Source organism: Paenibacillus sp. AGC31, assembly GCF_057334655.1.
Map to the genome: position 1 here is coordinate 160885 of NZ_JBHFJH010000001.1, position 26323 is coordinate 187207.

Consider the following 26323-nt stretch of genomic DNA (forward strand, 5'->3'; position numbering starts at 1 on the left):
CTAATAGTTTAGAGGAGGTTTTTGGTATGACGGACTACACACAATTTTTACCGGAACATGAGGTAAAGAAGATCGGAGAACATGATTTACACTTGGAGATATTCGCAGGAACCCCGCTTCATGACGAAAAAACAACGACCAAGAAGCCCCCACTGCTGTTCGTACACGGTGCATACACAGGCAGCTGGATGTGGAGCAAATATATTCCCCACTTTGTCCAGCACGGTTGGACCTGTTATGTCATGAACCTGAGAAGTCACTACAAGAGTCGGGTCATGGATATGACAAAGATTACGTTTGACGATTATTTGGAGGATATTCGTGAAGTGTTAGCCGAGTTCAACGAGCCTCCCGTTCTCATTGGCTTTAGCATGGGTGGGATTCTCAGTCAAAAGATTGCAGAAACCGTTACTCTGGCAGGCCTGGTTGTGATCGACGCCAGTCTGAGCAAGGAAGTCCATGAGCTAATCCCCTACCCTGAAAGTAATCGTATCACACCTGGAATTATCATGCCTGCACCTGTCCGTGATGAACTAACCAGTATAGATGAGACGGCAGAAGACATTGCTTTTCAGCTTAAATATCTGCAATCGGAGTCCGCGAAGGCATTTGCTACCTTTTCAGTTCTTTGTGGAGCCGATGGTGTATCCATTAATGGTGACCTGATCCATTGCCCCAGTCTGGTGATCAAGGCTGTTTCCAGTGAAGACGAAGATCAGAGAGGCAAATTAACTGCCAAGCAGCTGCATGCTGCATATGCCGGACTGTGGGATACGACCCATACGGGTTTACTTGTAGGCCAACGGTACATGGAACCTGTCGATATCATCCTTGAATGGCTGAACAGACAGTTCCCCTTTGAATTAACGGAAAAACTCACAAATTAAAATAAATACCATGTTAAGACCTCCTTTTTACCTTTAATCCTGTATGCAAAAGTTTGATTTTTTCAGATAAGCTTATATGCATAGTTCTGGATAGGATTAAAATATAAGAAATGAGGTTTTATTCATGGCCATTAACACACCCCTCCCAAAACAAAGGGAGCTGCCTTCCATATCTTCAGAACGCCTTCCGTGGGCTGGGCTTCTTGCATTAGCCATGGCGGGATTTATTTGCATCCTCACTGAAAGCCTGCCTGCGGGACTGCTGCCACAAATCGCAAAAGACTTGGGGATCACAGAGGCTCTTACCGGACAGTTGGTGACTCTTTATGCCATTGGATCACTTGTTGCTGCCATTCCCTTGACTGCTGCTACACGCGGATGGAGACGCCGACCTCTTCTGCTGGCATGCATTAGCGGTTTTCTTGTCTTTAACACCGTTACCGCCTTATCCTCAGATTATATCCTGACACTTGCTGCTCGTTTTATGGCGGGAGTCTCTGCGGGTGTGTTATGGGGAATGACAGCAGGTTATGCTCGTCGGATGGTCCCGGATTCGTTAAAAGGTAAAGCCATGGCTGTGGCTATGGTCGGCACACCCGTGGCACTAGCCCTTGGTGTTCCAATCGGTAGTTTTCTCAGTTCTTATATCGGCTGGCGCCTCATCTTCGGGATAGTATCTCTTCTGACCGTAGCTCTAATCGTATGGGTTCTCTGGAAAATGCCGGACTTTGCCGGAGAGCCCGCTGGGGAACGTCTTCCGCTGCACAAGGTGTTTTTAATTCCGGGAGTTAGGCCTATTCTGTTTGTTGTTCTGGCCTGGATGCTTGCCCATAATATCCTATATACCTATATTTCTCCCTACCTTGCCCAGACCGTATTTGCTAACAGAGTAGACTTGATTTTGCTCATTTTCGGTATTACTTCCATTGTTGGAATTTGGTTAACCGGAATGCTTATTGACCGGTTTTTGAGGAGATTGGTTATCATTAGCTTGGCATCATTCGCTCTGGCCTCTGTCGTGATGGGAATCGCTACTCATCAACCTGTGATTATTATTCTTGGCGTCATGATCTGGGGACTTACGTTTGGCGGGGCCGCGACACTGTTACAAACTGCCATCGCTCAAGCCGGAGGCAAAAGCACAGATGTCGCCCAATCGATGCTGGTTACAGCATGGAATCTGGCGATTGGCGGAGGAGGCATCATCGGGGGCATCCTTCTTGAAGTATTAGGAGCAGGATACCTTTCTGGGGTGCTGTTTATCTTGCTCATTCCTGCGTTGCTTGTAGTTATGCGTGCTTATAAATATGGATTTCCCAAGTAAGTAAAATAACAGGAAGGCATTTTGCATGAGTTAAACGTAAGACAAAAGAGGAGTTCACTTGATGTGGACTCCTCTTCTGCATTACATTTCAAAGTTTTATAGACTGTAATCTTATTCTGCCTGTGCCAACAGATTTGGTCCTTCCACGAGATTCTTATGTGCAATTGGAGAAGACATGGTGATTAAAGTCATGTAAGTACCGTACGGATCACACTTGTTCTCAAACTCCTCGAGTCCCTGAATGGTGTCTGTGAGGATTTTTAGCAAGTAATTGTACTCCCCGCTTATCCGATAACATTCCACAACTTCAGGTGACGCACGACAGAAATCCAGAAAAGGATAACAATCCCGCGTACGAAAAAGAACATAGGCTGTGCTTTGCTTGCCCAATTTGGAGGGGGAGATCACGGTTCGATATTCCTCGATGATTCCCTTTTCTTCCATTCGTTTGACTCGTTCAGTAACAGCGGGCTGAGATAACCCCACCAATTTGCCTAGTTCGGTCATGGATAATCTCGCCTGATTCTCCAAGTGATACAGAATATGCTGATCTATTTCGTCCATGTGATCCACTCCTTTAAATACATAAGATATATTCAGAAATTACCTTAAGTATATTCGCCAATTCATTATAATACCTTTAACAAACCATGTAATACAAGATCAATCATTTATATAATAAACACAGTTATCACGAGAAATCAAATACATCAGTTGGTGAGAGGAAGATAAGCATGAGAAAAAAAGACATGACAACATTGCATAATTATGTGGATGAAGCCATTGACCGCGCTATAAGCGAAAAAAGAATCGTAGGAACAGTTGTACAGGTTGCATTAGGAGGGGAACTGGTATATAGCCGGGCTGCTGGTTTCGCAGACAGGGAGCAAAAGCGTACCATGTCGGAAAACGCTCTGTTTCGACTTGCTTCCGTAACCAAACCTATTGTCTCGACAGCAGCTCTGGCATTAATCTCCCAAGGAAAGCTGAGTCTGCATGATCCTGTGACCCGCTGGCTTCCTGCATTCCGGCCCAAACTTGCCAATGGTCAGGATGCTTTAATAACAGTACATCAGTTGATGACACACACCGCAGGTTTGACATACCGTTTCTTCCAAGAAGATCAGGGAACCTATGAGCTTGCAGGAGTATCGGACGGAATGGATTGGTCTGAAATGAGTCTGGAGGAGAATTTGCAAAGGCTGGCTTCTGCTCCTCTTCTGTATGAGCCAGGAAACATGTGGAGATATTCCATTGCGACAGATGTACTTGGTGCCGTTATCGAAAAAGTAACTGGGATGTCATTACGAAAAGCTGTTCAAACGCTAGTTACTCTTCCACTCCACATGACCGACACTGACTTTGTTGCGGTGGATTCGGAACGATTGACAGCCGCATATGCTAATGGTTCTGAAGAACCGCGTCTCCTTCATAAGGAGTTGGAGCAGATTCCTTTTATTGAGGGTACTGCTGGCTTCCGACTGTCACCCAATCGTGCGAATCGTACTTCTGCTTACTTATCGGGCGGAGCGGGTATGGTTGGAAGTACCGGAGATTTTCTTACTTTACTTGAAGCATTGCGACAAGGAGGACAGCCTCTTCTTACAGAAGCCGTTGCGGCTGAGATGTCTACCAATCAAATCGGTGATCTCGCGATGCCATACTGGCCGGGCAGAGGGTTTGGCCTTGGTTTTACAATACTTAAAGATCCTGTCGCAGCCGGTACACCAGAATCAGCGGGTACGTGGCGAATGGGTGGAACCTACGGTCATTCCTGGTTTGTTGATCCAAAAGAAGAACTTAGTGTTGCAGCATTCACCAACACGGCACTTGAAGGGATGTCGGGCCAGTATACAACCGATATCTGTGATGCCATCTACGCGAGCATTCGTGAAGGCAAAGAGGCTGCAAGAATTTAAAAAACATAAATGCCCGCCCAGTCTGATTGGGCGGGTATATTTATTAACAAAGGTAAGTTTTACTGTCTGTTATTGCTCAAATTTCTCTTTTTGAAAAGATAGATCCCCCCAACAAGGATGAACCACACCGGCGTGACAAACAGTGCAACACGCGTATCCTCGGCCAATGCCAATACCACTAGCACAAACGCCAGAAACGCTAGGATCAAGTAGTTCGAGAACGGATATAGTGGCAGTTTGAAGCGGCTACGACTCGCCAGTTCCGGCTGAGTACGACGATATCTGAGATGACAGATGACCATGATACCCCAGACAAAGATGAAGCACACGGTCGACACGCTCGTGATCAGTGTAAATACGCCTTCTGGCATGATATAGTTCAGAACAATCGCAATCAAAATAACAATTGTGGAGAAAAACAGCGCGTTGGAAGGCACTTTCCGCTTGTTCAGTCGTGCAAACGACTCGGGTGCGTTGTGATCTTTTGCCATGGAGAACACCATACGGCTTGTACTGAAAATGGCACTGTTACACGCCGAAGCCGCTGATGTTAACACAACGAAATTCACAATGCCGGCGGCAGCTGCAATACCCACAGCGGCAAACACTTGTACAAACGGACTTTCCGTAGGCACAATGGCGTTCCACGGGTAAATACTCATAATAATCAGCAATGCGCCAACATAGAAGAGCAGTACCCGGATCGGAATCTGGTTAATTGCTCTCGGAATAACCTTCTCCGGGTTCTCCGTTTCCCCCGCTGTGAGTCCCACCAGTTCCATGCCTACAAAGGCGAACACCACCATCTGGAACGATATGATGAACCCATGCAGTCCATTCGGGAACCATCCCCCATGACTCCACAGATTGGTGAAGCTCGCTGGACCCTGATCCGTGGTAAAACCTTTGAATATCATATATAAACCAACAATAATGAGTGCCAGAATAGCCACGACTTTAATCAGGGCAAACCAGAATTCCATCTCCCCAAACAACTTGACTGTTGCCAAGTTCATGATTAGCAAAATGACTAACGCAATTAACCCTGGCATCCACTGAGGTACATTTGGAAACCAAAACTGTGTATACAATCCAACGGCCGTAATATCAGCCATGGCAATGGAGATCCAACAGAACCAATAGGTCCAGCCTGTAATAAATGCCGCCATATTTCCCAGGTAATCACGCACAAAATCGACAAAGGAATGATACTGCAAGTTGCTTAACAGCAGCTCCCCCAATGCACGCATGATCAGGAACAACACAACACCCGTAATAATGTAGGCCAGCAAGATGGATGGCCCTGTTAGCTGGATCGTTTTGCCTGCTCCGAGAAACAGCCCTGTACCGATCGCACCTCCGATCGCCATCAACTGCACATGTCGGTTCTTTAATCCCCTTGTTAACGTTTCTTGCTGCATGATCAACCACCACTCTCTTTCTGCAAATGCTCTCTACGATGCAAAATATTATTACTCATCATATAATAATCTGCCCAGAATACATATCCCTCCCTTATATATTTTTTTGCACAGCAAAGAGGCCACCTTTGTAAGAGATGACCTCTTGATACGCTCGTATTTCATGCCCTTTGCTTTTATAAGCTTAAGTTGCATCCGATCCTTATTATCATCAGCCTATGTACATTCCTTTTTATTCCCATGCCATGTCACGCTGATAATACATATCTATAGAAGTATTTTAAAATAAAAGCCAAGCATAGAGCGGCAACGACTAAAAAGGTGATCGCTAACGAACGTTCATTTTTCCAAATTCGAATCGCATTAGCAACACTAATCATCAATAACGCAATGAAGTTAATAACACTCGAATACGATTGAAACGAGTTGAAAACGATCATTATAAATCCTGCGATCCAGATTAACAAAAACCACAGTGGAGTTTTCTGAAAAAGCTGCTTCATTAACATTTACTCCTTATATGTTAAATTGGTCTGTGTATAAGATATTCTTCAACAGGAATGAAAATTCCTTTATTTAGGTTATAACCCCAAATAATCAATACAATTTAGATCCTATTTAAGTATCTTCACAGTAAAAAGGGCTCCGATAAAGGTGCCCTCGCTCTGTTCAACAACTACTTTTGCTTATAAAATTCATGATACAATTTCATTAACGCTCGTTTCTCAATCCGTGATACATAAGAACGTGAGATGCCCAGTTCCTTCGCAATTTCGCGTTGAGTTCGTTCCTCCCCGCCTGCTTCCAGGCCGAATCGACCGATCACAACTTCCTTCTCCCGATCATCCAGGATGTCGAGATTGCGATAAATTTTGCTTTTTTCAATCTTGAGCTGCACCTTATCTACAACGTCGTCGGCTTCTGTTCCGAGTATGTCGATCAGCGTAATTTCGTTGCCTTCTTTGTCCGTACCAATGGGGTCGTGCAGGGATACGTCTTTGCGTGTTTTCTTCAGGGAACGCAAATGCATAAGTATCTCGTTTTCAATACATCTCGCCGCAAATGTGGCAAGCTTCGTACCTTTGCCTTGTTGAAAACTTTCGATGGCTTTGATCAAACCAATGGTTCCGATGGAAATCAGGTCTTCCTGATCTTCACCCGTATTGTCGAACTTCTTGACGATATGCGCGACAAGGCGCAGATTGTGTTCAATGAGCAGATTGCGAGAGTGAGCATTGCCTTCAGCCATAAGGCGTAAATGTTTGGCTTCATCATCCTCAGCCAGTGGCTGGGGGAACGCATTATTTTTGACATATGAGACGAGTAACGTTAACTCTTTAATGAATAGAGCAATTGCGGTAAACAATCCGGGCACAGATGACACCTCCTGCAGTTTTACAACGATCTGGCCTGAGCACATGTGGGAACAGGGTCGATCTATTGTATGTAGGCAGTGGCCCAGAAGTGCACGTACACTTGAAAAAGGGGATGATCTTGCGAAGATTTCACAGACTCACAGAAACGATGGATCCCACCCGCTGAAGCAGGAGAAATTCTTTTTCCACACTTTCGATAAAATACTTCTTTTCACCAAATAGGACAACATCATTCTGAGCTAATGAAACATCGCTTTTAAAATAGATCACATTGTCCGTTTCCCGAAACGCACCTTTGTAATAAAACATCCTATTTCTCTCCTTCATGTATCTACCTATGTAATTAACTACCCGCTCCATGTGGATCTGCTTCCTTCATGCTAACATATTCTCTCTCATTCATCATGTCATATTCGCACACTAACCAACATAAAGCCCCAGCCCTGTGCAGAACAGAACTGAGGCTACATATCGATATGAATTCCTGTTTCTCCTGTCGATTGCTTCAAGAAGCTAATTCAAATTAAATTATTTAAAGATTCGTTGTGAGAACTGATACAGGCCGCTGTTCCAGACAGATGGTTCATGTCCACCTACATCCTGATACCAGGTATGCGGAATGTTCATGCTGCTCAAGCCGTTTTTGAAGTTCTGGCTGACCCATAACAGACCGTCACTTGATCCACAGGAGATCCACAACAATTTGAGTTGGCTGGCGACTTGTCCAGGATTGGAAACCAGCTGCGATACAGATTGCGTATTCGGTGCGGCCGAGAAGGCCCCTACCCAGGCGAAGGTATTCAGATTTTTCAATCCGAAGTTAAGCGACTGCCCACCACCCATGGACAGTCCGGCTAGCGCACGACTATTCTTGTCTTTGTACACTGGATAATTGGCCTCGATATGAGGAATCAGATCCTTGAGCAGGTCTTGCTCAAACCGTTCAAACGCAGCCACTTTGTCCGGAGCAAAAATGTCACCGACTGGACGGTCGTCCTTCATGGCACGGCCATTCGGCATGACAACGATCATCTGGGACAGCTTGCCTTCCGAATACAGGTTGTCCAAAATGTTCTTGGGTTTCATTGCATTGACCCACTCATGCTCATCCCCGCCGATGCCGTGCAGGAGATACAAGACGTTATACTTTTTATTCGGAGAATATCCTGGCGGTGTATACACGGTCGCTTTCCGTGTATTGCCCACCGTTGTGGAGTAATAGGATATCAGATTGGTATTTCCGTGCGGAATATTGTTTCGATAGCCATCAAAACCCGGTGGTGCCGGCACCACCGGAGTATTAGCAAGCGCATTGTTTGCGTCATTGCCGGATACATTCATAGATTCATACGCTGTGTTCTGAGCACCAACCTCGCTGGAATCCGTAGCAAAAGCCATTGTTGGGGCAATCATGGCAACGATCATCGAAAGACTTAAAAGGATTGTAATACGTTTTTTCATCTCAATTTCTCCTCTCAATTTTGTCAAACTTAAGTATGCGTTTCTCGAAGTTTCACTGGATTACGCTTGATGCTGAAGTTCAACTTTTTTCTAACGCGGTGAAGCAAGCTTCCTCTCAAACCAAAATTGAAAGCCCTTACAATAAACAGGTTAGATCACCTCCCTTCCCTTCAGAAAAAACTGAACCTGTAGATTTCACTCTGTTTTTCCGACATGGAATTACTTATATAGTATATTTAAACTTATTTATCCATTTTTCGCAACAATATTTTCATTTCTAGCGATTCAATTCAATGATCTTATAGCATCAGAGTTTTTCTTCTTTCTTCTTTCTTCTTTTTTCTTTCTTCTTTGTTCTCTGTTCTTTGTTCTCGAATCATAATCAAAAATTGTAAAATACTGTTGTTAAATTGAATATTTTACCTTATTATAACTTCCATAGGGGGGTGTCTATGAACAATTTCAATAGATTCATAATAGTTTTCTTCTGAGAGATGCTTTCGCAAAAGTTTCAACGTCTCGTTCGCCAATATCTTTTGCAACTACTTTATTTTCTGGGAGGAAAATGATGATGTTCAATGTACGCTTTTCGATCAAAAAAGCATGGGCTTCATTTCTGGTTATTACATTATTGCTGCCTTTACTTGTCGGGTTATGGCCATCCAATGTCTATGCTGCATCTAACAATGAAGGAAAAATATCCATAACCGCAGATGATGAGTTCACACTTTTTATAAACGGCAGACAGACGGGAAAAGGCACCGACTGGGCCAAAGCCTATACGTTCCCTGTGCCGATTCAATCTGGCATCAATGTGATTGCAGTTCAAGCGAAGGATATAGGCCTCTATGCGGGACTGCTGGCAGACCTTAGCTACGGAGATGAGAATCTGGTTACGGATTTCAACTGGAAAGTATCTGAACGATATATTGAAGGTTGGGAGCAACCCAAATTCGATGATTCGTCATGGTCACGTGCTACTGACTTCGGACGGTATGGCAGTGATCCTTGGAAACAGATTAGTGGCATGCCTGAGGAGACCAGTGCACGCTGGATCTGGGCAGGCAAGACCAATGTGAATGCTCCAGTTTCAGAAGCATATTTTCGAATCTCATTTAACGTCTCTGAAGATGGACTGGCTATTAGCAATCCCATTTCTTCTTCAGGTCAATTCGAGCAAGTCGATTATCAGTTAAAACCGACCCAACCCATGCCTGCTTCCATGGTGAAGAGACTTCCCGTGGTAAATGCCGTCTTTGAAACGGTGGAAGAGAAAGGTTCAATAGAACTTAGCACCCAAGAGGCTGCCCAAATCGGTAATAACCTAGCTCCTGGTCAGATCTTTCTCGATCAGTCCTCTGCCCGGGCTATCAAAGTTACAAGCGTCAATAGAAGCTCTGGTGGTATGCGGGTAGATTACATCACTCCGGGTGTGGAGGAATTGTTCGATTACTATGATATTCCCGAGCAGGAGGTCTCGTTCGAAGAGCGTAATATCGTCATGCCTGATCCTGAGATGGTATTGGATAGCAAGGAATGGCTTGTTCAGGAAACCCCTTCCTTGTTAGAGACCGATATAACTGACGATGCTGAAATGCGACAGTTCAACATCGACAACACGATTCAAAATGATTTGGATGCAAATATGGACATGATTGCGGATGCAGAAAGAATGGATATCGCTTCCACGGATATCGCACCCATGGACATGAATGATACAAATGATATGGATCTGAATGAAATAAATTCCACAGAATTAACTGATATTCATTCAACGGACATGAATGATGTGATTCGTGCTGCTGGAGCAGGTGATTTTGCCAATTGCAAAAAATCCGGCAATGAGTTTGTCTGTGATTTCAAGAAGGTACTTGTAAATCAACAAAATGCAAACGGTAACAAAGTGTTCGTTGAAGCAGGTGGCAAGCTCAGCTTGATTGCACCCAAAGTTACGGGGAAATACGGATTTTGGGGAAAATATGATCTGAAATTCACTGCTGGTGAGAAAGCCAACATCTATATCAAAGGTGATGCCAAGTTCAAAAAAGAGGTCAAAGTTCCAATCATGGGCTTCAACATTGGTGCTGGCAATCTCGGAGCCGTATCAGTCGGCGTTTTTCTGGTCATTGGTATTGACGGCAACGTCACCTTTGAATTCCAGGTCGATCAGGGATACACGGTCACTGCAGGAGTTAAAGGAAAAACACGTGTCTTCATCCCTGTCAAAATCCAGCCTTACAGTAGTGTAAACAGATACCTTACGGTTACTCATAAAATTGAGGGACAGATCACAGCTTGGGCAGGAGCCAAAGCTGAAGTCGGTCTGAAAATTGCCGGCAAAAAAATACTTGAGGTAAGTGTTTTTGCCGGCATTGAAGGCACAGGGAAATGGACAAGCAGCAATAATGTGCCCAGTACCATGTCTCTAAAGATTGATGCTCTCGTCAAAGGAGAAGGAGCTGTATTTAATAAGTCCTTCAAACTCTTCGAGCTGCGCTGGAATTTGGTGAATCTGGTGAAAACCCCTACCAATCCGGGAACCGGACAGAACCTGGCACGAAATGCTGCCATAACGGTAACTTCCACCTATCCCGGGTATTCTGCAGCCCGAATCAATGACGGGGATCGTAACACGGCCTTGGGGGAAAGTTATAGCTGGGCCAATAACCGTAATTCCTCACTTCCCCAATATGTCATCATTGATTTGCCGACATCGAGTTCAATCCAGCGAATTGATCTGTATACCACCCAGGGATACCCGCTTGCCAATTATGATCTGCAATACTGGAATGGCTCAAATTGGGTGAATCTTGTACAGATTACAGGCAATCAAGAGTTAACGCGTTCACACACATTTTCAGCAGTCAGTACCTCCAAGATCCGTGTCGTAGCGAGTAAAGGTCCTTCCCATCAGCCAACCTATGTGCGAATCAATGAGCTTGAAATCTATTAAAACAACATACCCAAAAAGCCTCAGCCCCTGGTTACACAGGATGGCTGAGGCTTTCTTGACATCTGTTTAGTGTACGGATACTGGATTAACTACCTCTGCACCCTCGGGTGAAGTCTGTCTGTCTTTCATCAACAGACTGATGAACAAACCCAGCAAACCCAGTGCAGCAATTACTGCGGCATACAAAGGCACTGAGATAAGTCCCGTATGCGTAATTGCATACCCACCCATATAGGCACCAGCGGCATTTCCCAGGTTAAATGCCGAATGACTTGAGGTTGTCGCAAGCAGCGGTGCTTCACGAGTCATATTCATAATCCGAATCTGAAGTCCCGGCATAATACCAAAAGCGGCAACCCCCCAGAAAAATATCGTGAGCACTGCCAGATATTGATTCTCCAGCGTCAGCGTGAGCACTGCCAGAAGAACAGCAAGGATACCAAAGTTGACGATTAACGAAGGCATCAGCTTCCAGTCTGCCAGACGGCCGCCAACCAAATTGCCCAAGGTTACACCGAAGCCAAACAACACCAGAATCCAGGTCACACTTTGCTCCGCAAAGCCGCTAATATCCACAAGCATCGGCGTAATATAGGTGAAGACTGTAAACAAACTTCCGCACCCTAACGCCCCAATAAGCAGAACCAGCAACACTTGGGGACGAACCAGATTCCGGAATTGCTGTCCCAGGTTGGCTGGTGCTCCTTGCGGGAGGACGGGAATGAAACGAATGATACCAATCAACGAAATGATGCCCAAGATCGTAATTGCCCCGAAAGATGACCGCCATCCAAGCTGTTGCCCGATAAACGTACCAAACGGAACGCCAATGATGTTGGCAATCGTAAGGCCCGCAAGAACAACCGATACCGCTCCTGCCCTTCTCTCGGGCGCAACAAGCCGTGTCGCCATGATTGAACCTACACCAAGGAACGTACCATGGGCAAATGCCGTTAAGATCCGTGCTGAGATTAACAACCCATAGGTGGGAGCAATAACGGACAATGCGTTCCCGATAATGAAAATGCACATCAGCAGCACCAGCAGTTGTTTCTGCGGAATCTTGTGTGTAAATACGGTCAAAATCGGTGCACCTACCGCTACACCAAGCGCATATCCCGTAATGAGTTGTCCTGCCTGCGGAATGCTTACATTCAGGTCTGTTGCCACATTGGGCAGTAAGCCCATAATAATAAATTCAGTCATACCAATTGCAAAAGCACCTATCGTCAGGCATAACAGGGATAATGGAAACGCCCCTCGTTTACCTGACTGTGAAGCCTGTGGTTGTAATGTGTGTCCAGTCGTGCTCATAGATGTTCTCTTCTCCTGTCTCTTAATCAACGATTTTCTGTCGCCTTTAACCACAAGGCTTCTGTTAGTTGTTCGAACGTTTCACGCATGGCCAGCTTGTCCCGCCAGTGTACCGGTATACCGCTGAGTCCATAATAAGCACCTGCGATCTGCCCATACACCGCGCCCGTAGTGTCCGCATCATCACCCAGATTAACAGCTAACAAAGCACCTTCTTCAAAGCTTGATGACTTATGGAACGCCCATAGTGCTGCCTCAAGTGAACGAACCACATAGCCACTGCCCTTAATTTCCGGTGGTTCTTTGCTCTGATAGGAACCCATAACAACCTCTTCAATAGCAGGTGAAAAAGCAGGTTCCTCCCTCCACTGTCGGCATGTCTCCGACATCAGCATGACGCTCTTGTCCGCTCCACGCAGACCGGCAACAAGTATGGCGGCTAGCACTTCACATGCTTCCACACTTTCCGTTGCAGCATGTGTTGTCCGGGAGCTCAGCCCGGCATAACGAACCGCCTCGTTTGGTTGATTGGCATAAGCCATCACGACAGGTGCAAGCCTCATAATAGAGCCATTGCCCGCCGTCATCGGATCCGTTGATCCGCTGTAGGCTTCTCCGGTTATCTCAAACCTCTCCAAGGCACTTCGTGTGGCCCCACCGATATCAAAACAATCGCCTGTGCTGCTCATATACCCGACCTTGTACCAATTGCTGTATCTGCGCATCTGATCTGCAGGATCAAAGTCTGCCTTGCGTACCAGACTTTCTGCCAGGCACAGAGCCATCGACGTATCATCTGTCCACTGCCCTGCCTCCAGCCCGAATACGCCGCCACCCACGATATCCGTTACGGGTTCAAATGTGCCCGGGCTACTGAATTCCACGGTAGTTCCCAACGAATCACCCGCTGCAAGCCCGATGAAGCAGCCATTAAAACGGTCCTTTTGCAACATGCTTGTCTTCCTCCCTTACTCCATATACTTTCAAAATCTTTCTTCCATTCTCCCACAGGGCCTGATCTGGCGTAAAGCTAATAAAATCCAATACATTCAGCTCCATTTCTTCTATTATAAAAGTGTCGAAAGCTGTTGAACGGCCAGACTATCTAATTTTCATAAAAAAAGTTTTATTTTTTTGAGCTGTAAAAACAGTTTATTCAGTACACCGCTTACATGCAAAAGGGTTAACGGTTTGCAACTTTCTCCTTTTTCTGAAAACAAATCATACCTGTGAAAATTTTCAATGTAAACAATCATGACGCACTTGACCCTTTGGTTTGTCCTATGTTACGGTTTTATTAGCTTCAAACGCATATTTTTTCCCAAATTAATATTCATTTTCGGTTTATTGTGTCAACTAATATCCCGTAGGTTAATGAATACAGGGAATGAATTTGCAGAAAATTTTCATTTTTTATCCCAAAACTAATTCTGAAACAGGAGGAACAAATTTATGATTAAGGCACTGGTGTTTGATTTCGACGGAACGATTATTGATACAGAGACAGCATGGTATATTGCTTTTCGCGATGCTTACAAGGAACACGGCGTAGATTTAACCCTGGAGATGTATTCACAATGCATCGGTACCAGTCTGAAAACATTTAATCCATATGAGTACCTCATCACAGATTTGAATCTTCCGATCGATCGGGAAGCGTTCAGGGAATCTGTTCAGTTGCAGCACGTTGCATTGATGAACAAAGAGGTGGTTCGTCCGGGCATTCAGAGCTACCTTGACGAAGCGCGTAAAGCTGGACTAAAACTCGCTGTAGCCTCCAGCTCCAAACGGGAGTGGGTTGAACAGCATCTGGAACAACTGAAACTGAAAGACTATTTTGAAGTTATCCGTACGGCAGATGATGTTGCAAATGTGAAGCCTGATCCGGAACTCTACAATCAAGCGCTTGAAGCCCTTGGAGTAACTGCAGACGAAGCCGTAGCGATTGAGGATTCACCTAACGGCGCGCGTGCAGCTGCTGCGGCTGGTATGCACTGCGTAGTCATCTCGAATACCATTACAGGAACATTGGAATTCGAGATGCCTCACCAACGGCTGTCTTGCTTGACTGACCTTACATTTAACGATTTGATTTCGAAGCCACTCGTCACTACCGTCTAAGGTCTGCACGAATTTCGCGATTTAATCCTTAAAGGGGGAGTTCATACATGAAAGCTGTACATTTTGGTGCGGGCAATATAGGCCGCGGTTTTATCGGTCATATGTTGTCCGCTTCCAACTACGAAGTCTGCTTTGTCGCACGTAACCCGAAGAAAATCTCCTTGCTTCAAGAGAGACAGGAATATCCCATTACACTCGCCAATAGCGATCAGGATACAACGATTGTAAACAATGTGACGGCGATCAATGTGAATGAGCAGAATCTGGTTGCTGAAGAGATCGCTTCAGCCGATCTGATCACAACCGCCGTGGGTGTATCTGCACTCGGAGATATTGCCGAGCCGATCGCCAAAGGCATTCAACTTCGCATGAAAAACAATAATCAGACTCCACTGCATATTATCGCTTGCGAAAATGCCATCGGTGGCAGCACCAGGCTGAAGAAACGCATCTATCCATTCCTGGACGAACCTACTCGTAAAAAAGCCGAACGTTATATTTCTTTCCCCAATGCAGCTGTGGACCGGATTGTTCCGGCTCAAAACCACAAAGACCCGCTGCAGGTCACTGTTGAACCTTTTTACGAATGGGTCGTTCATCGTCCAGCACTTCTGGATGGATTCAAGAAAATAGATGGCGTCCACTATGTGGATTCGCTTGAACCTTATATTGAGCGTAAAATGTTTACGGTAAATACAGGCCACTGTGTCGCCGCATACTTCGGCTATCTCGAAGGATTCAAGACGATTAGACAGGTGATGAGTAATTCCACCCTTCGGGCCAAGGTACGCCATGTTATGGAAGAGACAGGTCAGATGCTCATCCAGAAGCATGGATTCAACGCACAGAAGCATAACAAATATATCGACACCATACTGGAACGCTTCGCCAATCCCAACCTGACGGATCAGGTCACCCGGGTTGGACGTTCCCCCCTTCGCAAGCTTTCGCCTCATGATCGGCTTGTTCGCCCAGCGCTGCAGGCCAGTGAATTCGGAATTGAAATTCCCCATTTAACTTCTGCTATGGCGGCCGCAATGCTGTTTAATGATAAACACGACGAGGAAGCCATGAAGCTACAACACATGATTCGCGAAGATGGCATCTCCGCCTTCATCCGTGAACGCATGGGAATTCCCGACGAACATCCCGTTTATCAGAATGTAATCGCCCGTTATCAAGAACTCAGAGGAAGCAAGGAATCGACTATACTAACCTGAGTAACTGATCAGGGCATGGGTTCGATCCTGCAAACTGAATAAAAGCACGGCCAAGAAGCCGGGAGGAATCTATGCATCCGCATCGCTCCTTCCGGCTATTTGTCTATACACAGCACGGTACATTGTATCTATATTGTAGTAACGTTAATAAAACAGCGCATCTCCTCTCTCAAGGAAACACGCTGTGTAGGGAATCGTTTTAATTTTACTTAGCCGTCCTGCTTAACCATGTGGCTCATCCCTTTTCTACTCATTCATAATGGAATTAAGGGATGCATATGCCATAGGCAGGAAACCTTCAGAAGGTTCACCAATAGGTGCTTGGATGTGGAAAATGAAACCATTGCCGTCCAGTTCTTTCACAATAAAATACTCTGTTTTCTTATCATTCTGGGACATCATGTACAATCTTGCATCCTTCATCGGCCCGTTACTAAGTTGTTCAGCTGTCAATTGCTTCACTTCTCCGGTCTCGGACAACTCTTCCTTGGCATCCATCTTCAACATATCCAGGTTAAAATCCGCAGGCAGCTTCTCAATCTCTACCTCATAATCCGGATCAATCTTCATTGTTAATTCATGGTCTTCCGCATCAAAAGCCATCGGTTCAAACACATAAAGTGAATAACCTTTTGCTTGTGCCAGTGTCACTGGGCGTTTCTCGGTCATTCCTTCTACCGTCACTTCCAGCTCTGATGTCTTCGGACGATCGGACGTTACTGTACCGCCTGCATTGGAACCGTTATTGTCATCACTCGACTCAATCTTTGCAACCTCTGTAAGTACCAACTGTTTCGTAGTTGCATCAATCGTTTTCTCTACATATTTGAAACGCACGGAATCTTCGTCATCGATATCATCCAGAGACTTCTGCAGATCTTCGCTCACCTGGAATGACATCGGCTTCTCATTCACTCGAATCTCAACGGTATGCGGATCAGCCCATCCAGTCAGAATACCTTCCGCTTCTATTACAGCACTTTCATTCGGTTGTTGCTCCGGTGCTGGTGACTGTTCTTCCGTATTATTCACTGGTGGCTGTGCAGCAGGATTACTGTTCCCACAGGCCACAAGCGAGAATCCCATAAGTAAAACCAGGAATGATGCACTGACTTTCATTGTATTTCCTTTTCGCATATGAACACCTCCGTTAGCTTAAACGCAATGATGCTTGTCCATGTTGCTTATCATCCATTGGCTTGGCTGTATACTAGTATTTACACGGGAGAAAGGCAGCTCAATCATGCAAAATGTCTGAATGGTTGCTCAGATCCTCTGCTCAGCCGGCCTGATCCATCTGTACCAGTTTGGCATTGGCTCCGTTAAACGCTTTGGTCTGGAGGTTAAATTGCTTCCGGAATTCAGCAAGCTTCGCATATTCGCTATTCCGTACCCGAATGGCTCGCTTAATCTTAACCAGATTAGGTTCTGCACTTTCTCTCATTAGATCATACAGCTGCTCATCGGCACTTAGACTCAACTGATACGAGGCAATAAAATTTTCCAATGCTCGTGCTCTTGCTTCATATTGATCCAGCACCTTTTCCGCCTGTGCCAACGTTTCTTCTTTTTCAAATGATAGTTCTTTCAATGAACTGCGCAGGGCCACCGCCTTCTCGTTGGTCTGTTTCATGGCCTCTTCCGCCTGTTTCAACAACGTTCTTCGTTCATGAATATGATCTGCTGCCTGATCCAGCAGTGCTTCGAGATCACTATTTTTGTTCTTGCCTTTGTCCAAAATAGACTTGTATAACTTCATATCTTCCTGCTCATGACTGACCAGCGTCTTCAGACTCTGATCGATCTCCTGACCACTGAGCACCAATTGGTTCACCTGATTTGCCGCAGGCTCCTGCGGATCTCCACAACCACTTACCAGCAGAATTAGCAATACGCTGACTGCCGCAAGCGCCACCTTTTTACTCGTTAGCACCCAAGTCCTTCCTCTCTTGCATCATCATCTTGTTGTTATATTACAAACGGCTATCTGCGCTAAAATTGGCTACCCAGTGTGCATCCGGATCGTATACTTCGAACTCGTAACCCCGATCCTCGAGTAGCTTCAGAATACGCGGTAAAGCCTGAACGGTCTGCTCGCGCTCGTGCATCAGAATCACTTCCTTATCCCGATGTACACTTTTGCTCACCCGGGCCACAATCTTGTCAGGCTGACCGGGAAGATTCCAATCGAGTGAATCTGTCGTCCAGTCCCACATTTTGAATCCGGCCGCCGCAATGTCACCTCTGAACTTTTCACCGATCTGTGGACTGCTGCCATAAGGTGCACGAATCAGATGAGGCGTAAAACCAATCAGGTCCTGCACCATCTTCTGCTCTTTCTTGAACTCTTTCACAAAGTTCGCAGAACTGCCGCTCTTATACAACTTTTTATAGTTATGCGTCATGCTGTGGAGTCCAGGGTAACTGCCTTCCTTCAACAGCCGTTTCACTGCTTCGGGATGCTGATTCAACTGACGTCCGATCATGAAAAAGGTAGCCTTTGCCTCATGTTGCTTCAAAATATCCAGCAGTTGTTCCGTATATTCAGTTGGCCCATCATCAAACGTTATGTATGCCAATTTGCGAACCTGGCCCTGGAACCGGGCCGGCTCCTCCTTCGCATCCGGAGTAACTTGTATCATGCCAAGCTTGGCGGGCTGTTCTATTACAGTAATCGGAGGCGGCGCCACAACGCTTTTGATCCAATGCGTCATGCCAAGGAATACATATGTAATACCGGTAACGAACAGTATCAGGAGCATTAGAGCTATGCTTACCCTTCCATACCGGATTTTTCTTCGTTTATGTGTTTTCGTGCGACTTGTGCTAGGCGGAATACTGCCACGTTCTCCCGCTCTCTCTTGTTGAACTCTCACTGTCATGCCACTTCCTTACTTTCATTTTTTCCCGATTATTGGTATATTATCTCGTTTCATGTCTCTATATAGAAGATTAATAGAAAAATGGATCGGGAGAATGACAGAATAGTTACAAGCCCGGTTACAATCTACTTATCTCTTCGTTCTCTTATCTTTCCTACGGTTACCTTCTCCTGTATAATGAAGTGATTTACGCCATCAGACTTCAAGAAGGAGCTACACCCATGACAAGCTTGAACCGTGCCGGCAGATCCATCTATCTGTTATTCTTTGTCGGCATTATCGCCATTTCTTTTTCTTCGATCTTTGTACGCTGGTCTACCGCAGATGTTGCGGTCATTGCCATGTACCGTCTATTTTTGACCAATCTGCTAATGCTGCCTTTTGTCTGGAAATACAGACATGAGATGACGCGTCTACGTATACGGCAGTGGGGCTTGCTGCTTGCATCCGGTGTGATGCTGGCCCTTCATTTTCTGCTCTGGATGGGTTCGCTACGGCTCACCAGTGTTGCCAGTTCCACAGTTATTCTCGCGCTGGAGCCTATACTGATTCTTGCCGGTTCGGTATGGCTGTTCAAAGCCAAAATTAACCGCATGATGATCATCGGCATGGGCATCGCCCTGCTTGGATCAATCGTCATTGGCGCAGGAGATTTCCAGTTGGCAGGTACTGCTCTGCAAGGTGATATCCTGTCTTTACTTGGCACAATTGCAGTCGCTGTCCATATGTTGCTGGGTCAATTTTTGCGAGCGGGACTTAGTGCATTCTCGTATAACTTCTGGGTGTTCTTCGTGGCTGCTTGCACGCTGGCGGTATATAATCTGATCATGGGCCACCCGTTCGGAGGTTACGCTGCGTCAGAGTGGGGAATCTTCCTGCTGCTCGCCATTGTGCCAACGATCTTTGGACATTATCTCTTCAACTGGCTGCTTCAATATATGAATGCCACAACGGTATCCATGGGCGTACTTGGGGAACCCGTATTCTCTTCGTTGCTGGCCTGGATGCTGCTCGGCGAATCCCTCAGTGCATTACAGATGTCTGCCGGGGTTGTCATTATATTCGGGGTATGGATATTCATTCGATATGGCAAAACCAAACCTCAACCCATTCCTGCTGATGCTCCTATCGCTGGCAAAGGGCCTGTTGAACCTACCACGGTATAACGTTTTTTTTTCGTAAAGCATAGTTATAAACGACCTACCACTCTCATAAGGCGGTGTATTTTCATGAAAAATATTGTATCCATGCGCTGGCTGCTCGCCAGAATGTATGAACCGGATGTAGTTATTGCAGATTGCAGATTCTTGCTCGGTCAACCGGAGGCTGGAAGACAAGCCTATGAAGCTGGACATATTCCAGGAGCTGTCTATCTCGATTTGGAAAAAGATCTGTCTTCTCCTGTGTCTGCGCACGGAGGGCGTCACCCGCTTCCTGATCCGGCTCTTCTCGCAAGTCGTCTCTCCAAAGCTGGCATCGGCTCCAATAGTCGTATTGTTGCTTTTGACGATCAAGGCGGGATGAATGCATCTCGGCTATGGTGGCTGCTTCGCTATATCGGTCATGAACAGGTGTATATCATGGACGAAGGTTTCTCCGCTTGGAAAAACGCCAAATTCCCGGTGACCACGGATGTGCCGGTTCAGATCCCATCTTCGTTTGAAGTGAATGTGCAGCCAGCCATGCTGGCAAGTGCCCAGGATGTTCAGCAGGCTTCGGCAAGTGGCAGCTCCGTGTTAATCGACTCCCGTGATGCTCGCCGTTATGCGGGTCTGGAGGAACCGATTGATACCAAGGCTGGACATATTCCGGGTGCGGTGAATTATTTTTGGAAAGATGTGTTAGATTGGGATGGACGTTGGACAGATACTGGGGTGTTAGAAGAGCGTTTCAGTAAGCTGGACAAGGATCGTGCCATTATCGTGTATTGCGGCTCCGGCGTCTCTGCCTGCCCTAACGTGATTGCACTGGAAGAAGCGGGATATACGAATGTGAAGCTGTATTCCGGGAGCTGGAGCGACTGGATTAGTTATGAGGAGAATGCGGTGGCTGCGGGGGACTGAGTAAAGACAAAAAAACGTATAATAGTGGTTCATCGATGGATACATCGCTATGTAGGCTCAGTGCCTTGGGCGATGTATTTTTTATGTCCGAAATCAACACGGAACCAACACTCAATCTCTGTAAACACTTTCAGTTCACCCCACACTGAGCTCTTAATTGTACGCATACTCATGTATCGTACAGGGTCACACGTGCGTGCGTCCTCACCGCTATACTTACGCAAAAAGGTCGGTCAGCCCTCCTCTCTCGAGTGGATGACTGGCCGATTTTGGTAAATCAATTTTTCGCCTGGTTGACCAAAATCTACAGATTTCTCTAACCGAAATTATTCGTTTCAAGCAAAAACGACCTAACTGGACGCTGAAATGCTTGCTTCTTAAAGATATAAAAACTTTTCACTGTCCAGTTAGAATAACGTAGGTTATAATTTCAGGAGAAAAGATATGGGAAACGAAGGAAAACTTAAAGAATTTGAAGAAATTAAGATATTTTCTGATAAAGCTGTAGCCCCCTAAAAATTAAAATTCCCCATTATATTACAACAAAGGATATAGACACTAGACACAACCTGCAATTGAATATTCTCCAAATAATAAAGACCTGATTGCTGACCTAAAATAGCACTATGGTTCTTCGTAATCGTTAAATAACAGATTATATTAAAGGAGGTTAGCTGTATGAGTTTTAAAGATAAAGTTGATGAATTGCGTAATCAGGCGCAAACAACACAAGCTGCAAACAAAATTATTGATCAGCTCAAAAAGTTAGAAAATAGTAATAATGAAGATACTTCTTATCGTTGGATTTGGGAGCTTATTCAGAATGCAAAAGATGTAGTTAACTCCACTGGTAAAGTTGATATTCTTGTTAATTTTGATGAAGACAGAAAAATTATAGAGTTTAAGCATAATGGAAAGTTATTCTTGACAAAAAATATTGTTTTTCTTATTGAACAAGTTTCTACAAAAGAGCGAAATGAACTTGATAGGAAAACAAAGAAAATAACAGGAAAGTTTGGAACGGGGTTTCTAACAACTCATTTACTTTCAAAAAAAGTAAATGTAACTGGGTATTTGTGCGATGAAGATGAGCCTGTACACCAATTTAGAATTGATATTGACCGTTCAAGCGATGATCAGACAAAAATTATCAAGTCAATTGAAGATAGCTGCGAGCAACTTAACAAAAATGCTGTAAAAGTTGCAAAAGAAATAAATGAAAGTGATTTTAATACTTGTTTTACATATGAGTTAGACGTTCTTGGAATTAAGACAGCAAAGGCAGGTTTAAATAATCTTGTTGCGTCAATTGCATATGTTTTTGCATTTGTCCCAGAGATAGAATCAATTACTATTCAAGCTAATACTGTGAAAGGCAATTATAAGCAGGTGCTTTCTCGTGGTTATGATGTTGATATTAATTTGAGAAATGCAAAGGTTATTACTGTGTGTGATACTAAAAGAAATAATCCAAGGTATATTTTTGCTTTAAAAGATGAAGCGTTAACAAACTTATCAATTGCGGTTGAACTGATAGATATTGGCGAAAAAGCTAATATTCAAAAAATAAATGAAAATTTACCCAAACTATTTTGTGATTTCCCGTTACTTGGAACAAGTGACTTTTCTTTTCCAGTAGTTGTCAACAATCCATATTTTGAACCTACAGAACCACGTGATGGAATTGAATTGGAGAGCAGAGCCGAAGAAAAGCAATTTATTAAAGACAATAAAGGGGCATTAGAAACTGCTGTCAAACTTTATAAAACTGCATTGAGTTTTTTTGTGGAAAACAATTATAAAGGTGTTTATAACATTGTAAAAATAAAAGAGCAACCTCATAAAACTTGGCTGAATGCAGAATGGTTCGATAATAAAATACTTGAACCTATAAAAGTAGAAATAAAATACTTAAACTTAATTACAACAAATACTGGCGATAAAAAACCATTGTTTGGGGTATTGGATGATCCTGTTGTTTTAGTTCCTAAATATCAAGAAAACAGAGAAGAAATGCTTAAACTTTGGTCGTTGTCAAATGCTTTGTTTCCAGAGTTCCTCCCAAAACAAGATGAGTTAGAAGCGTGGTGCAGTTCGCTTTGGGATGAATGTAAAAACTTAGGTATCGACAACATAGTGCAAGTAATTCAAGGTTCTGAAAACATATCTTCTTTAGAAAATAAATTAAGTGGACAAGATGTATTTGTCTGGTTGAATGAATTCTACACATTACTTTTAACAAACGAAGATGAGAGCTGTAAAAGAGCAATAGAACAATCCGAAGTCTTCCTCAATCAAAATGGTAAGTTCTGCTTCTTTAATAAAGTTTTTCTTGACAAGGAAATTGATAATGTATACAAGGAAGTTTTATCAATATTAGATATAGATGTTAAGGATAAATTGCTTCATAAAATGGTTTCAAGAGAGATTTCAAATCATATTGAATTAAGAGCATATGGATATGAAGAACTGTTATCTGAAACTACACGTTGCTTACAAAACGAACATGAAAATCGTGAACATTTCTTTCAAAGAATACTATGCATACAAACAAATGAGAAACCGAAACAAGATGACTTTTTGAACATCGCCAAAAAGTTTTACAATAATACCGCATGGGAGACTGTTGGTGCTAAAAAGTGTTTGAAATCCATTTTTAAACAGGCACTGGAGTATTGGGTTGTAAAGTTATGTGCTGATATACAGAAAAGTAAAACGTTGGATGTTTTTTCTACGGAACACTTTTCAGATGACAAAGATAGTGCGATTACGTTTATAAATCAATTGGTGTTGTTTTTAGAAAAAAATGATTATATATATTTGGCAGACAAGTATTCCGTTCTTCTAAACCAAAATGGAGTGTTTAAAAAAAGCACTGAACTACAGCTCGATACACGAGAGATTGACGAAGTGGTGAAAGATGCTTACTCTTTTACAGGAGAAGACATTAGAGTAAAACTGCTTATGAGTAGTATAGATTTTCCGTTGTCTGAAAACACAGCAACAAATCTTTACCCATTAGCAAATGCAATAACAAATTATATTGAAAATCATAAGAATAAGCTTGGTGAAGATAGTGATCGAGAGAAATTGGTTTTTCAAAATTTCTTTTCATACTTAAAGAGAGCAGATAATAAACAAATTAAAAATGCTTTTAAAACCTTATACAGCAATTTATATTGGTTTTATAATGACGACATAATTTCTGACAACATGCAAAAGGCTGAGAAGTACGAACAGTTACTATCTAGACATAGTGTGAAAAGTTTCCAAGAGTTAGAAGAACTATTAAAACAAGCTACAAGCAATGTACAATCAGCAGAAACAATTAATATTTCAAGAGAACAACTTGCAGAAATCGGGATTAATACTGAAGAAGAGTTGTTGCAAGTTTTAAATGTGTTATTAGGAGAAGGAGAAATAACTGATTCTCAATTAGGCGAACTACCAAGTGGTTTCTCCATAGAGGAAGTTTCCAAGAAATTTTTGCACAGTTCAAAAAACAATAAGTATTCACGTAAATATTATGAAGAAATAATGAATAATGCTATAGAAAAGGTTTTTTACTACTTGAAAGAAACTGGAAAATATGTAATGTCTGAAAAGCTTGAAGAGTGGAAAAACACATACAATTCAAAAACCGTTTTTGGGGCAAAGAAAAATGGTGCTGATATTCGCATTGTTGTAAGGCCGAGCGATGACGATAAAATTATTTTCTTTTATGAGCAAGAAGTTGCTGCAATGGACGATACCAACTATGAACTTTGGACTAGCAATAATGATGGAAATACACGCATGATTACATTAGGCGACATTATTAAGACCACGGGAATATCAGTCATTCCGCTTAAAAATCTTAATCCAAAATAATAGGAAGTGGGGCTGCCGTCTTGACACCAAATGAAGTATTAAGTTTAATAGCAAATAATAATCGTGATAATATTTATTGTGTTTATCCTGTTACACCTGATGAAACTATCGGAAGATTAATCTCTGCGCTTTCAAATTGTGGTGGAGGTTTAATTGTTTTTGGTGTGCAAGATGATGGAAAAAAACTAAGGGTTAAAGGATACAAATTTAACGTAGATATTGATTCGATAAAAGCGAAACTTAGTGACAACGTTAATTTAACATTTTTTGATTTGCCACACGAAACTGCGGCGCTCAAATGTATTAATGTGGACAAATGTGAAAATGTGGTGGTGTTTAGTGGAACACCTTACACACTTGACCATAATAAGAACGTTGCAGAGCTTCATATAAAAAAAGTGTTTCTATCGTATTCACATAATGATACTTGTATTGCCGATTTAGTCGATGAAAAGCTAAACTTTTTTGGAAAAGGTAGATTGGTTATTACAAGAGATAAAAGAACGTTAGAATATAAAAGTGATATTGATAAATTCATGCAGACAGTTTCTACTCATGATTATATGGTATCTATTATATCTGATAGCTATTTAAAATCTCGAGGATGTATGTATGAAATTTCGGAATTAATGCGAAATAGAGCGTTTAATGATAAGCTGTTGACAATTATTTTATCTGAAACAGATGAAAATTTTTATCCTAAAGATAAGAAACCAAAACAGGTAAAAGCAGATGTATATTCACTAAATCGCTTCGAGTATTTAAAATATTGGGAAACCGAAAAAGGAAAAGTAAATAAACTGAATTCAGAAATAAGCGATTTAGCTCTTAAACAAGGATTAGTTGATGAAATCAAACAGATAAACACTATTTCAACAAATATTTCAGAACTAATTGAAATTTTCAAAAAGAGTTTAGGAAAAGACTTCACTGAAATCAATCAAAATGAGTTCTCGGATTTATTATCTATTTTACTTTCATGGAATGAAAATAATATATTCGGGGCTATAAATGGGTAAGTTGATACGTTAACTCATGATTGATAATAATCTATGTGGAAACAATGGAAATATTACAATTAAAGCAAGAGCGATTTCGGTAACTTTGAGTAAGAGTATATCTCTATTGATTCTTTGCACATAATGAAGCAATAATATTGAAAGCAAACTCCTTACTCTCGATCATGTATCTGTAATCGCCATAACCCGCCATGCTTGAAACCATTTGCTTGCAATAACCGGAAGCTGGAGCGACTGGATTAGCTATGAGGGGAATCCGGTGGCTACAGGTAATGCGGAAGCAGACAGAGGAGTATAGCAGTGTATCGATGTTGAATGCATCGCCAGTTGGCTTATCTGCCCCGGCGATGTATTTTTCTATGTTCGGATTCAACATCGAGTTAACAACACCACCCTGTAAGTATTTACAAGCGTACAGAAGTAGACATCAAGTGGCATTTTTTTGGATTCATGATAACCGAAAAAACCGTGATGGACATCCGTCCACCACGGT

The 26323-nt window shown here is 43.3% G+C and carries 21 protein-coding genes; 10 read left to right on the top strand and 11 right to left on the bottom strand.

Annotation, left to right across the window (positions count from 1 at the left end; translation table 11 throughout):
- Positions 1-26: 26 nt before the first annotated feature.
- Both ACE04G_RS00660 and ACE04G_RS00665 read left to right on the top strand, forming a co-directional pair.
- Positions 27-887, top strand: coding sequence for an alpha/beta hydrolase (locus tag ACE04G_RS00660; protein ID WP_221824357.1), 861 nt, complete (start codon positions 27-29; stop codon positions 885-887).
- 124 nt (positions 888-1011) lie between these two features.
- Positions 1012-2211 carry an MFS transporter gene (locus ACE04G_RS00665; RefSeq protein WP_221824359.1) on the top strand — a complete coding sequence of 400 codons (1200 nt, stop codon included), beginning with the start codon at positions 1012-1014 and terminating at the stop codon, positions 2209-2211.
- A 111-nt stretch (positions 2212-2322) separates the two neighbouring features.
- On the opposite strand, the gene ACE04G_RS00670 is transcribed toward ACE04G_RS00665, so the two are convergent.
- Positions 2323-2775, bottom strand: coding sequence for an Lrp/AsnC family transcriptional regulator (locus ACE04G_RS00670; RefSeq protein WP_221824361.1), 453 nt, complete (start codon positions 2773-2775; stop codon positions 2323-2325).
- A 170-nt stretch (positions 2776-2945) separates the two neighbouring features.
- On the opposite strand from ACE04G_RS00670, the gene ACE04G_RS00675 reads away from it, so the two are divergent.
- On the top strand, positions 2946-4130 hold the full coding sequence (locus ACE04G_RS00675; RefSeq protein WP_449003511.1) for a serine hydrolase domain-containing protein: 1185 nt from the start codon (positions 2946-2948) through the stop codon (positions 4128-4130).
- 59 nt (positions 4131-4189) lie between these two features.
- Here ACE04G_RS00675 and ACE04G_RS00680 read toward each other — a convergent pair whose 3' ends face one another.
- The 4 genes from ACE04G_RS00680 to ACE04G_RS00695 all read right to left on the bottom strand — a co-directional run bounded on the left by ACE04G_RS00680 (position 4190) and on the right by ACE04G_RS00695 (position 8268).
- Entirely contained in the window at positions 4190-5551 is a 1362-nt protein-coding gene (locus ACE04G_RS00680; RefSeq protein WP_449003510.1) for an amino acid permease, read from the bottom strand.
- Positions 5552-6227: 676 nt separating this feature from the next.
- Entirely contained in the window at positions 6228-6926 is a 699-nt protein-coding gene (sigK, locus tag ACE04G_RS00685; protein ID WP_062329827.1) for an RNA polymerase sporulation sigma factor SigK, read from the bottom strand.
- A gap of 130 nt (positions 6927-7056) precedes the next feature.
- A complete protein-coding gene (locus ACE04G_RS00690) occupies positions 7057-7236 on the bottom strand; it encodes a hypothetical protein (RefSeq protein WP_036615241.1) in 180 nt (59 codons plus the stop codon).
- A 219-nt stretch (positions 7237-7455) separates the two neighbouring features.
- Complete coding sequence (locus tag ACE04G_RS00695) at positions 7456-8268, bottom strand: alpha/beta hydrolase (RefSeq protein ID WP_397376299.1); 813 nt, start codon at positions 8266-8268, stop codon at positions 7456-7458.
- Between the two features lie 685 nt (positions 8269-8953).
- On the opposite strand from ACE04G_RS00695, the gene ACE04G_RS00700 reads away from it, so the two are divergent.
- Complete coding sequence (locus ACE04G_RS00700) at positions 8954-11341, top strand: galactose-binding domain-containing protein (RefSeq protein ID WP_449003509.1); 2388 nt, start codon at positions 8954-8956, stop codon at positions 11339-11341.
- Positions 11342-11407: 66 nt separating this feature from the next.
- On the opposite strand, the gene ACE04G_RS00705 is transcribed toward ACE04G_RS00700, so the two are convergent.
- Positions 11408-12655 carry an MFS transporter gene (locus ACE04G_RS00705; protein ID WP_449003508.1) on the bottom strand — a complete coding sequence of 416 codons (1248 nt, stop codon included), beginning with the start codon at positions 12653-12655 and terminating at the stop codon, positions 11408-11410.
- A gap of 26 nt (positions 12656-12681) precedes the next feature.
- Positions 12682-13608, bottom strand: coding sequence for an ADP-ribosylglycohydrolase family protein (locus ACE04G_RS00710; protein ID WP_449003507.1), 927 nt, complete (start codon positions 13606-13608; stop codon positions 12682-12684).
- A 499-nt stretch (positions 13609-14107) separates the two neighbouring features.
- Here ACE04G_RS00710 and ACE04G_RS00715 point away from each other — a divergent pair, with 499 nt between their 5' ends.
- The gene (locus tag ACE04G_RS00715; RefSeq protein WP_449003506.1) at positions 14108-14776 is read left to right on the top strand and encodes an HAD family hydrolase; all 669 of its coding nucleotides are present in this window, start codon (positions 14108-14110) and stop codon (positions 14774-14776) included.
- A 47-nt stretch (positions 14777-14823) separates the two neighbouring features.
- Positions 14824-15996: a mannitol-1-phosphate 5-dehydrogenase gene (locus ACE04G_RS00720; RefSeq protein ID WP_449003505.1), complete on the top strand. Its 1173-nt coding sequence runs from the start codon at positions 14824-14826 to the stop codon at positions 15994-15996.
- A gap of 246 nt (positions 15997-16242) precedes the next feature.
- Here ACE04G_RS00720 and ACE04G_RS00725 read toward each other — a convergent pair whose 3' ends face one another.
- The 3 genes from ACE04G_RS00725 to ACE04G_RS00735 all read right to left on the bottom strand — a co-directional run bounded on the left by ACE04G_RS00725 (position 16243) and on the right by ACE04G_RS00735 (position 18872).
- Positions 16243-17133 carry a hypothetical protein gene (locus ACE04G_RS00725; protein ID WP_449003504.1) on the bottom strand — a complete coding sequence of 297 codons (891 nt, stop codon included), beginning with the start codon at positions 17131-17133 and terminating at the stop codon, positions 16243-16245.
- A gap of 142 nt (positions 17134-17275) precedes the next feature.
- On the bottom strand, positions 17276-17929 hold the full coding sequence (locus ACE04G_RS00730) for a YkyA family protein (protein WP_449003503.1): 654 nt from the start codon (positions 17927-17929) through the stop codon (positions 17276-17278).
- A gap of 40 nt (positions 17930-17969) precedes the next feature.
- Entirely contained in the window at positions 17970-18872 is a 903-nt protein-coding gene (locus ACE04G_RS00735; RefSeq protein ID WP_449003502.1) for a polysaccharide deacetylase family protein, read from the bottom strand.
- A 227-nt stretch (positions 18873-19099) separates the two neighbouring features.
- On the opposite strand from ACE04G_RS00735, the gene ACE04G_RS00740 reads away from it, so the two are divergent.
- The 4 genes from ACE04G_RS00740 (at position 19100) to ACE04G_RS00755 (ending at position 25830) form a co-directional block, all read left to right on the top strand.
- On the top strand, positions 19100-20044 hold the full coding sequence (locus ACE04G_RS00740; protein ID WP_449003501.1) for a DMT family transporter: 945 nt from the start codon (positions 19100-19102) through the stop codon (positions 20042-20044).
- Positions 20045-20107: 63 nt separating this feature from the next.
- Complete coding sequence (locus ACE04G_RS00745; protein ID WP_449003500.1) at positions 20108-20941, top strand: sulfurtransferase; 834 nt, start codon at positions 20108-20110, stop codon at positions 20939-20941.
- Positions 20942-21619: 678 nt separating this feature from the next.
- A complete protein-coding gene (locus tag ACE04G_RS00750; protein WP_449003499.1) occupies positions 21620-24811 on the top strand; it encodes a sacsin N-terminal ATP-binding-like domain-containing protein in 3192 nt (1063 codons plus the stop codon).
- A 20-nt stretch (positions 24812-24831) separates the two neighbouring features.
- Positions 24832-25830 (top strand): TIR domain-containing protein, encoded by a 999-nt coding sequence (locus ACE04G_RS00755; protein ID WP_449003498.1) that lies wholly within the window; start codon positions 24832-24834, stop codon positions 25828-25830.
- A 103-nt stretch (positions 25831-25933) separates the two neighbouring features.
- Here the strand turns inward: ACE04G_RS00755 and ACE04G_RS00760 are convergent, their stop codons facing one another.
- Complete coding sequence (locus ACE04G_RS00760) at positions 25934-26206, bottom strand: hypothetical protein (RefSeq protein ID WP_449003497.1); 273 nt, start codon at positions 26204-26206, stop codon at positions 25934-25936.
- Positions 26207-26323 lie beyond the last annotated feature (117 nt).

Coding starts and splice junctions, on each gene's coding strand:
- ACE04G_RS00740 (WP_449003501.1), top strand. CDS start 19,100: ATGACAAGCTTGAACCGTGCCGGCAGATCCATCTATCTGTTATTCTTT.
- ACE04G_RS00665 (WP_221824359.1), top strand. CDS start 1,012: ATGGCCATTAACACACCCCTCCCAAAACAAAGGGAGCTGCCTTCCATA.
- ACE04G_RS00680 (WP_449003510.1), bottom strand. CDS start 5,551: ATGCAGCAAGAAACGTTAACAAGGGGATTAAAGAACCGACATGTGCAG.
- ACE04G_RS00750 (WP_449003499.1), top strand. CDS start 21,620: ATGAGTTTTAAAGATAAAGTTGATGAATTGCGTAATCAGGCGCAAACA.
- ACE04G_RS00675 (WP_449003511.1), top strand. CDS start 2,946: ATGAGAAAAAAAGACATGACAACATTGCATAATTATGTGGATGAAGCC.
- ACE04G_RS00670 (WP_221824361.1), bottom strand. CDS start 2,775: ATGGACGAAATAGATCAGCATATTCTGTATCACTTGGAGAATCAGGCG.
- ACE04G_RS00690 (WP_036615241.1), bottom strand. CDS start 7,236: ATGTTTTATTACAAAGGTGCGTTTCGGGAAACGGACAATGTGATCTAT.
- ACE04G_RS00715 (WP_449003506.1), top strand. CDS start 14,108: ATGATTAAGGCACTGGTGTTTGATTTCGACGGAACGATTATTGATACA.
- ACE04G_RS00695 (WP_397376299.1), bottom strand. CDS start 8,268: ATGAATGTATCCGGCAATGACGCAAACAATGCGCTTGCTAATACTCCG.
- ACE04G_RS00660 (WP_221824357.1), top strand. CDS start 27: ATGACGGACTACACACAATTTTTACCGGAACATGAGGTAAAGAAGATC.
- ACE04G_RS00760 (WP_449003497.1), bottom strand. CDS start 26,206: ATGTTGAATCCGAACATAGAAAAATACATCGCCGGGGCAGATAAGCCA.
- ACE04G_RS00705 (WP_449003508.1), bottom strand. CDS start 12,655: ATGAGCACGACTGGACACACATTACAACCACAGGCTTCACAGTCAGGT.
- ACE04G_RS00720 (WP_449003505.1), top strand. CDS start 14,824: ATGAAAGCTGTACATTTTGGTGCGGGCAATATAGGCCGCGGTTTTATC.
- ACE04G_RS00710 (WP_449003507.1), bottom strand. CDS start 13,608: ATGTTGCAAAAGGACCGTTTTAATGGCTGCTTCATCGGGCTTGCAGCG.
- ACE04G_RS00745 (WP_449003500.1), top strand. CDS start 20,108: ATGAAAAATATTGTATCCATGCGCTGGCTGCTCGCCAGAATGTATGAA.
- ACE04G_RS00725 (WP_449003504.1), bottom strand. CDS start 17,133: ATGCGAAAAGGAAATACAATGAAAGTCAGTGCATCATTCCTGGTTTTA.
- ACE04G_RS00700 (WP_449003509.1), top strand. CDS start 8,954: ATGATGATGTTCAATGTACGCTTTTCGATCAAAAAAGCATGGGCTTCA.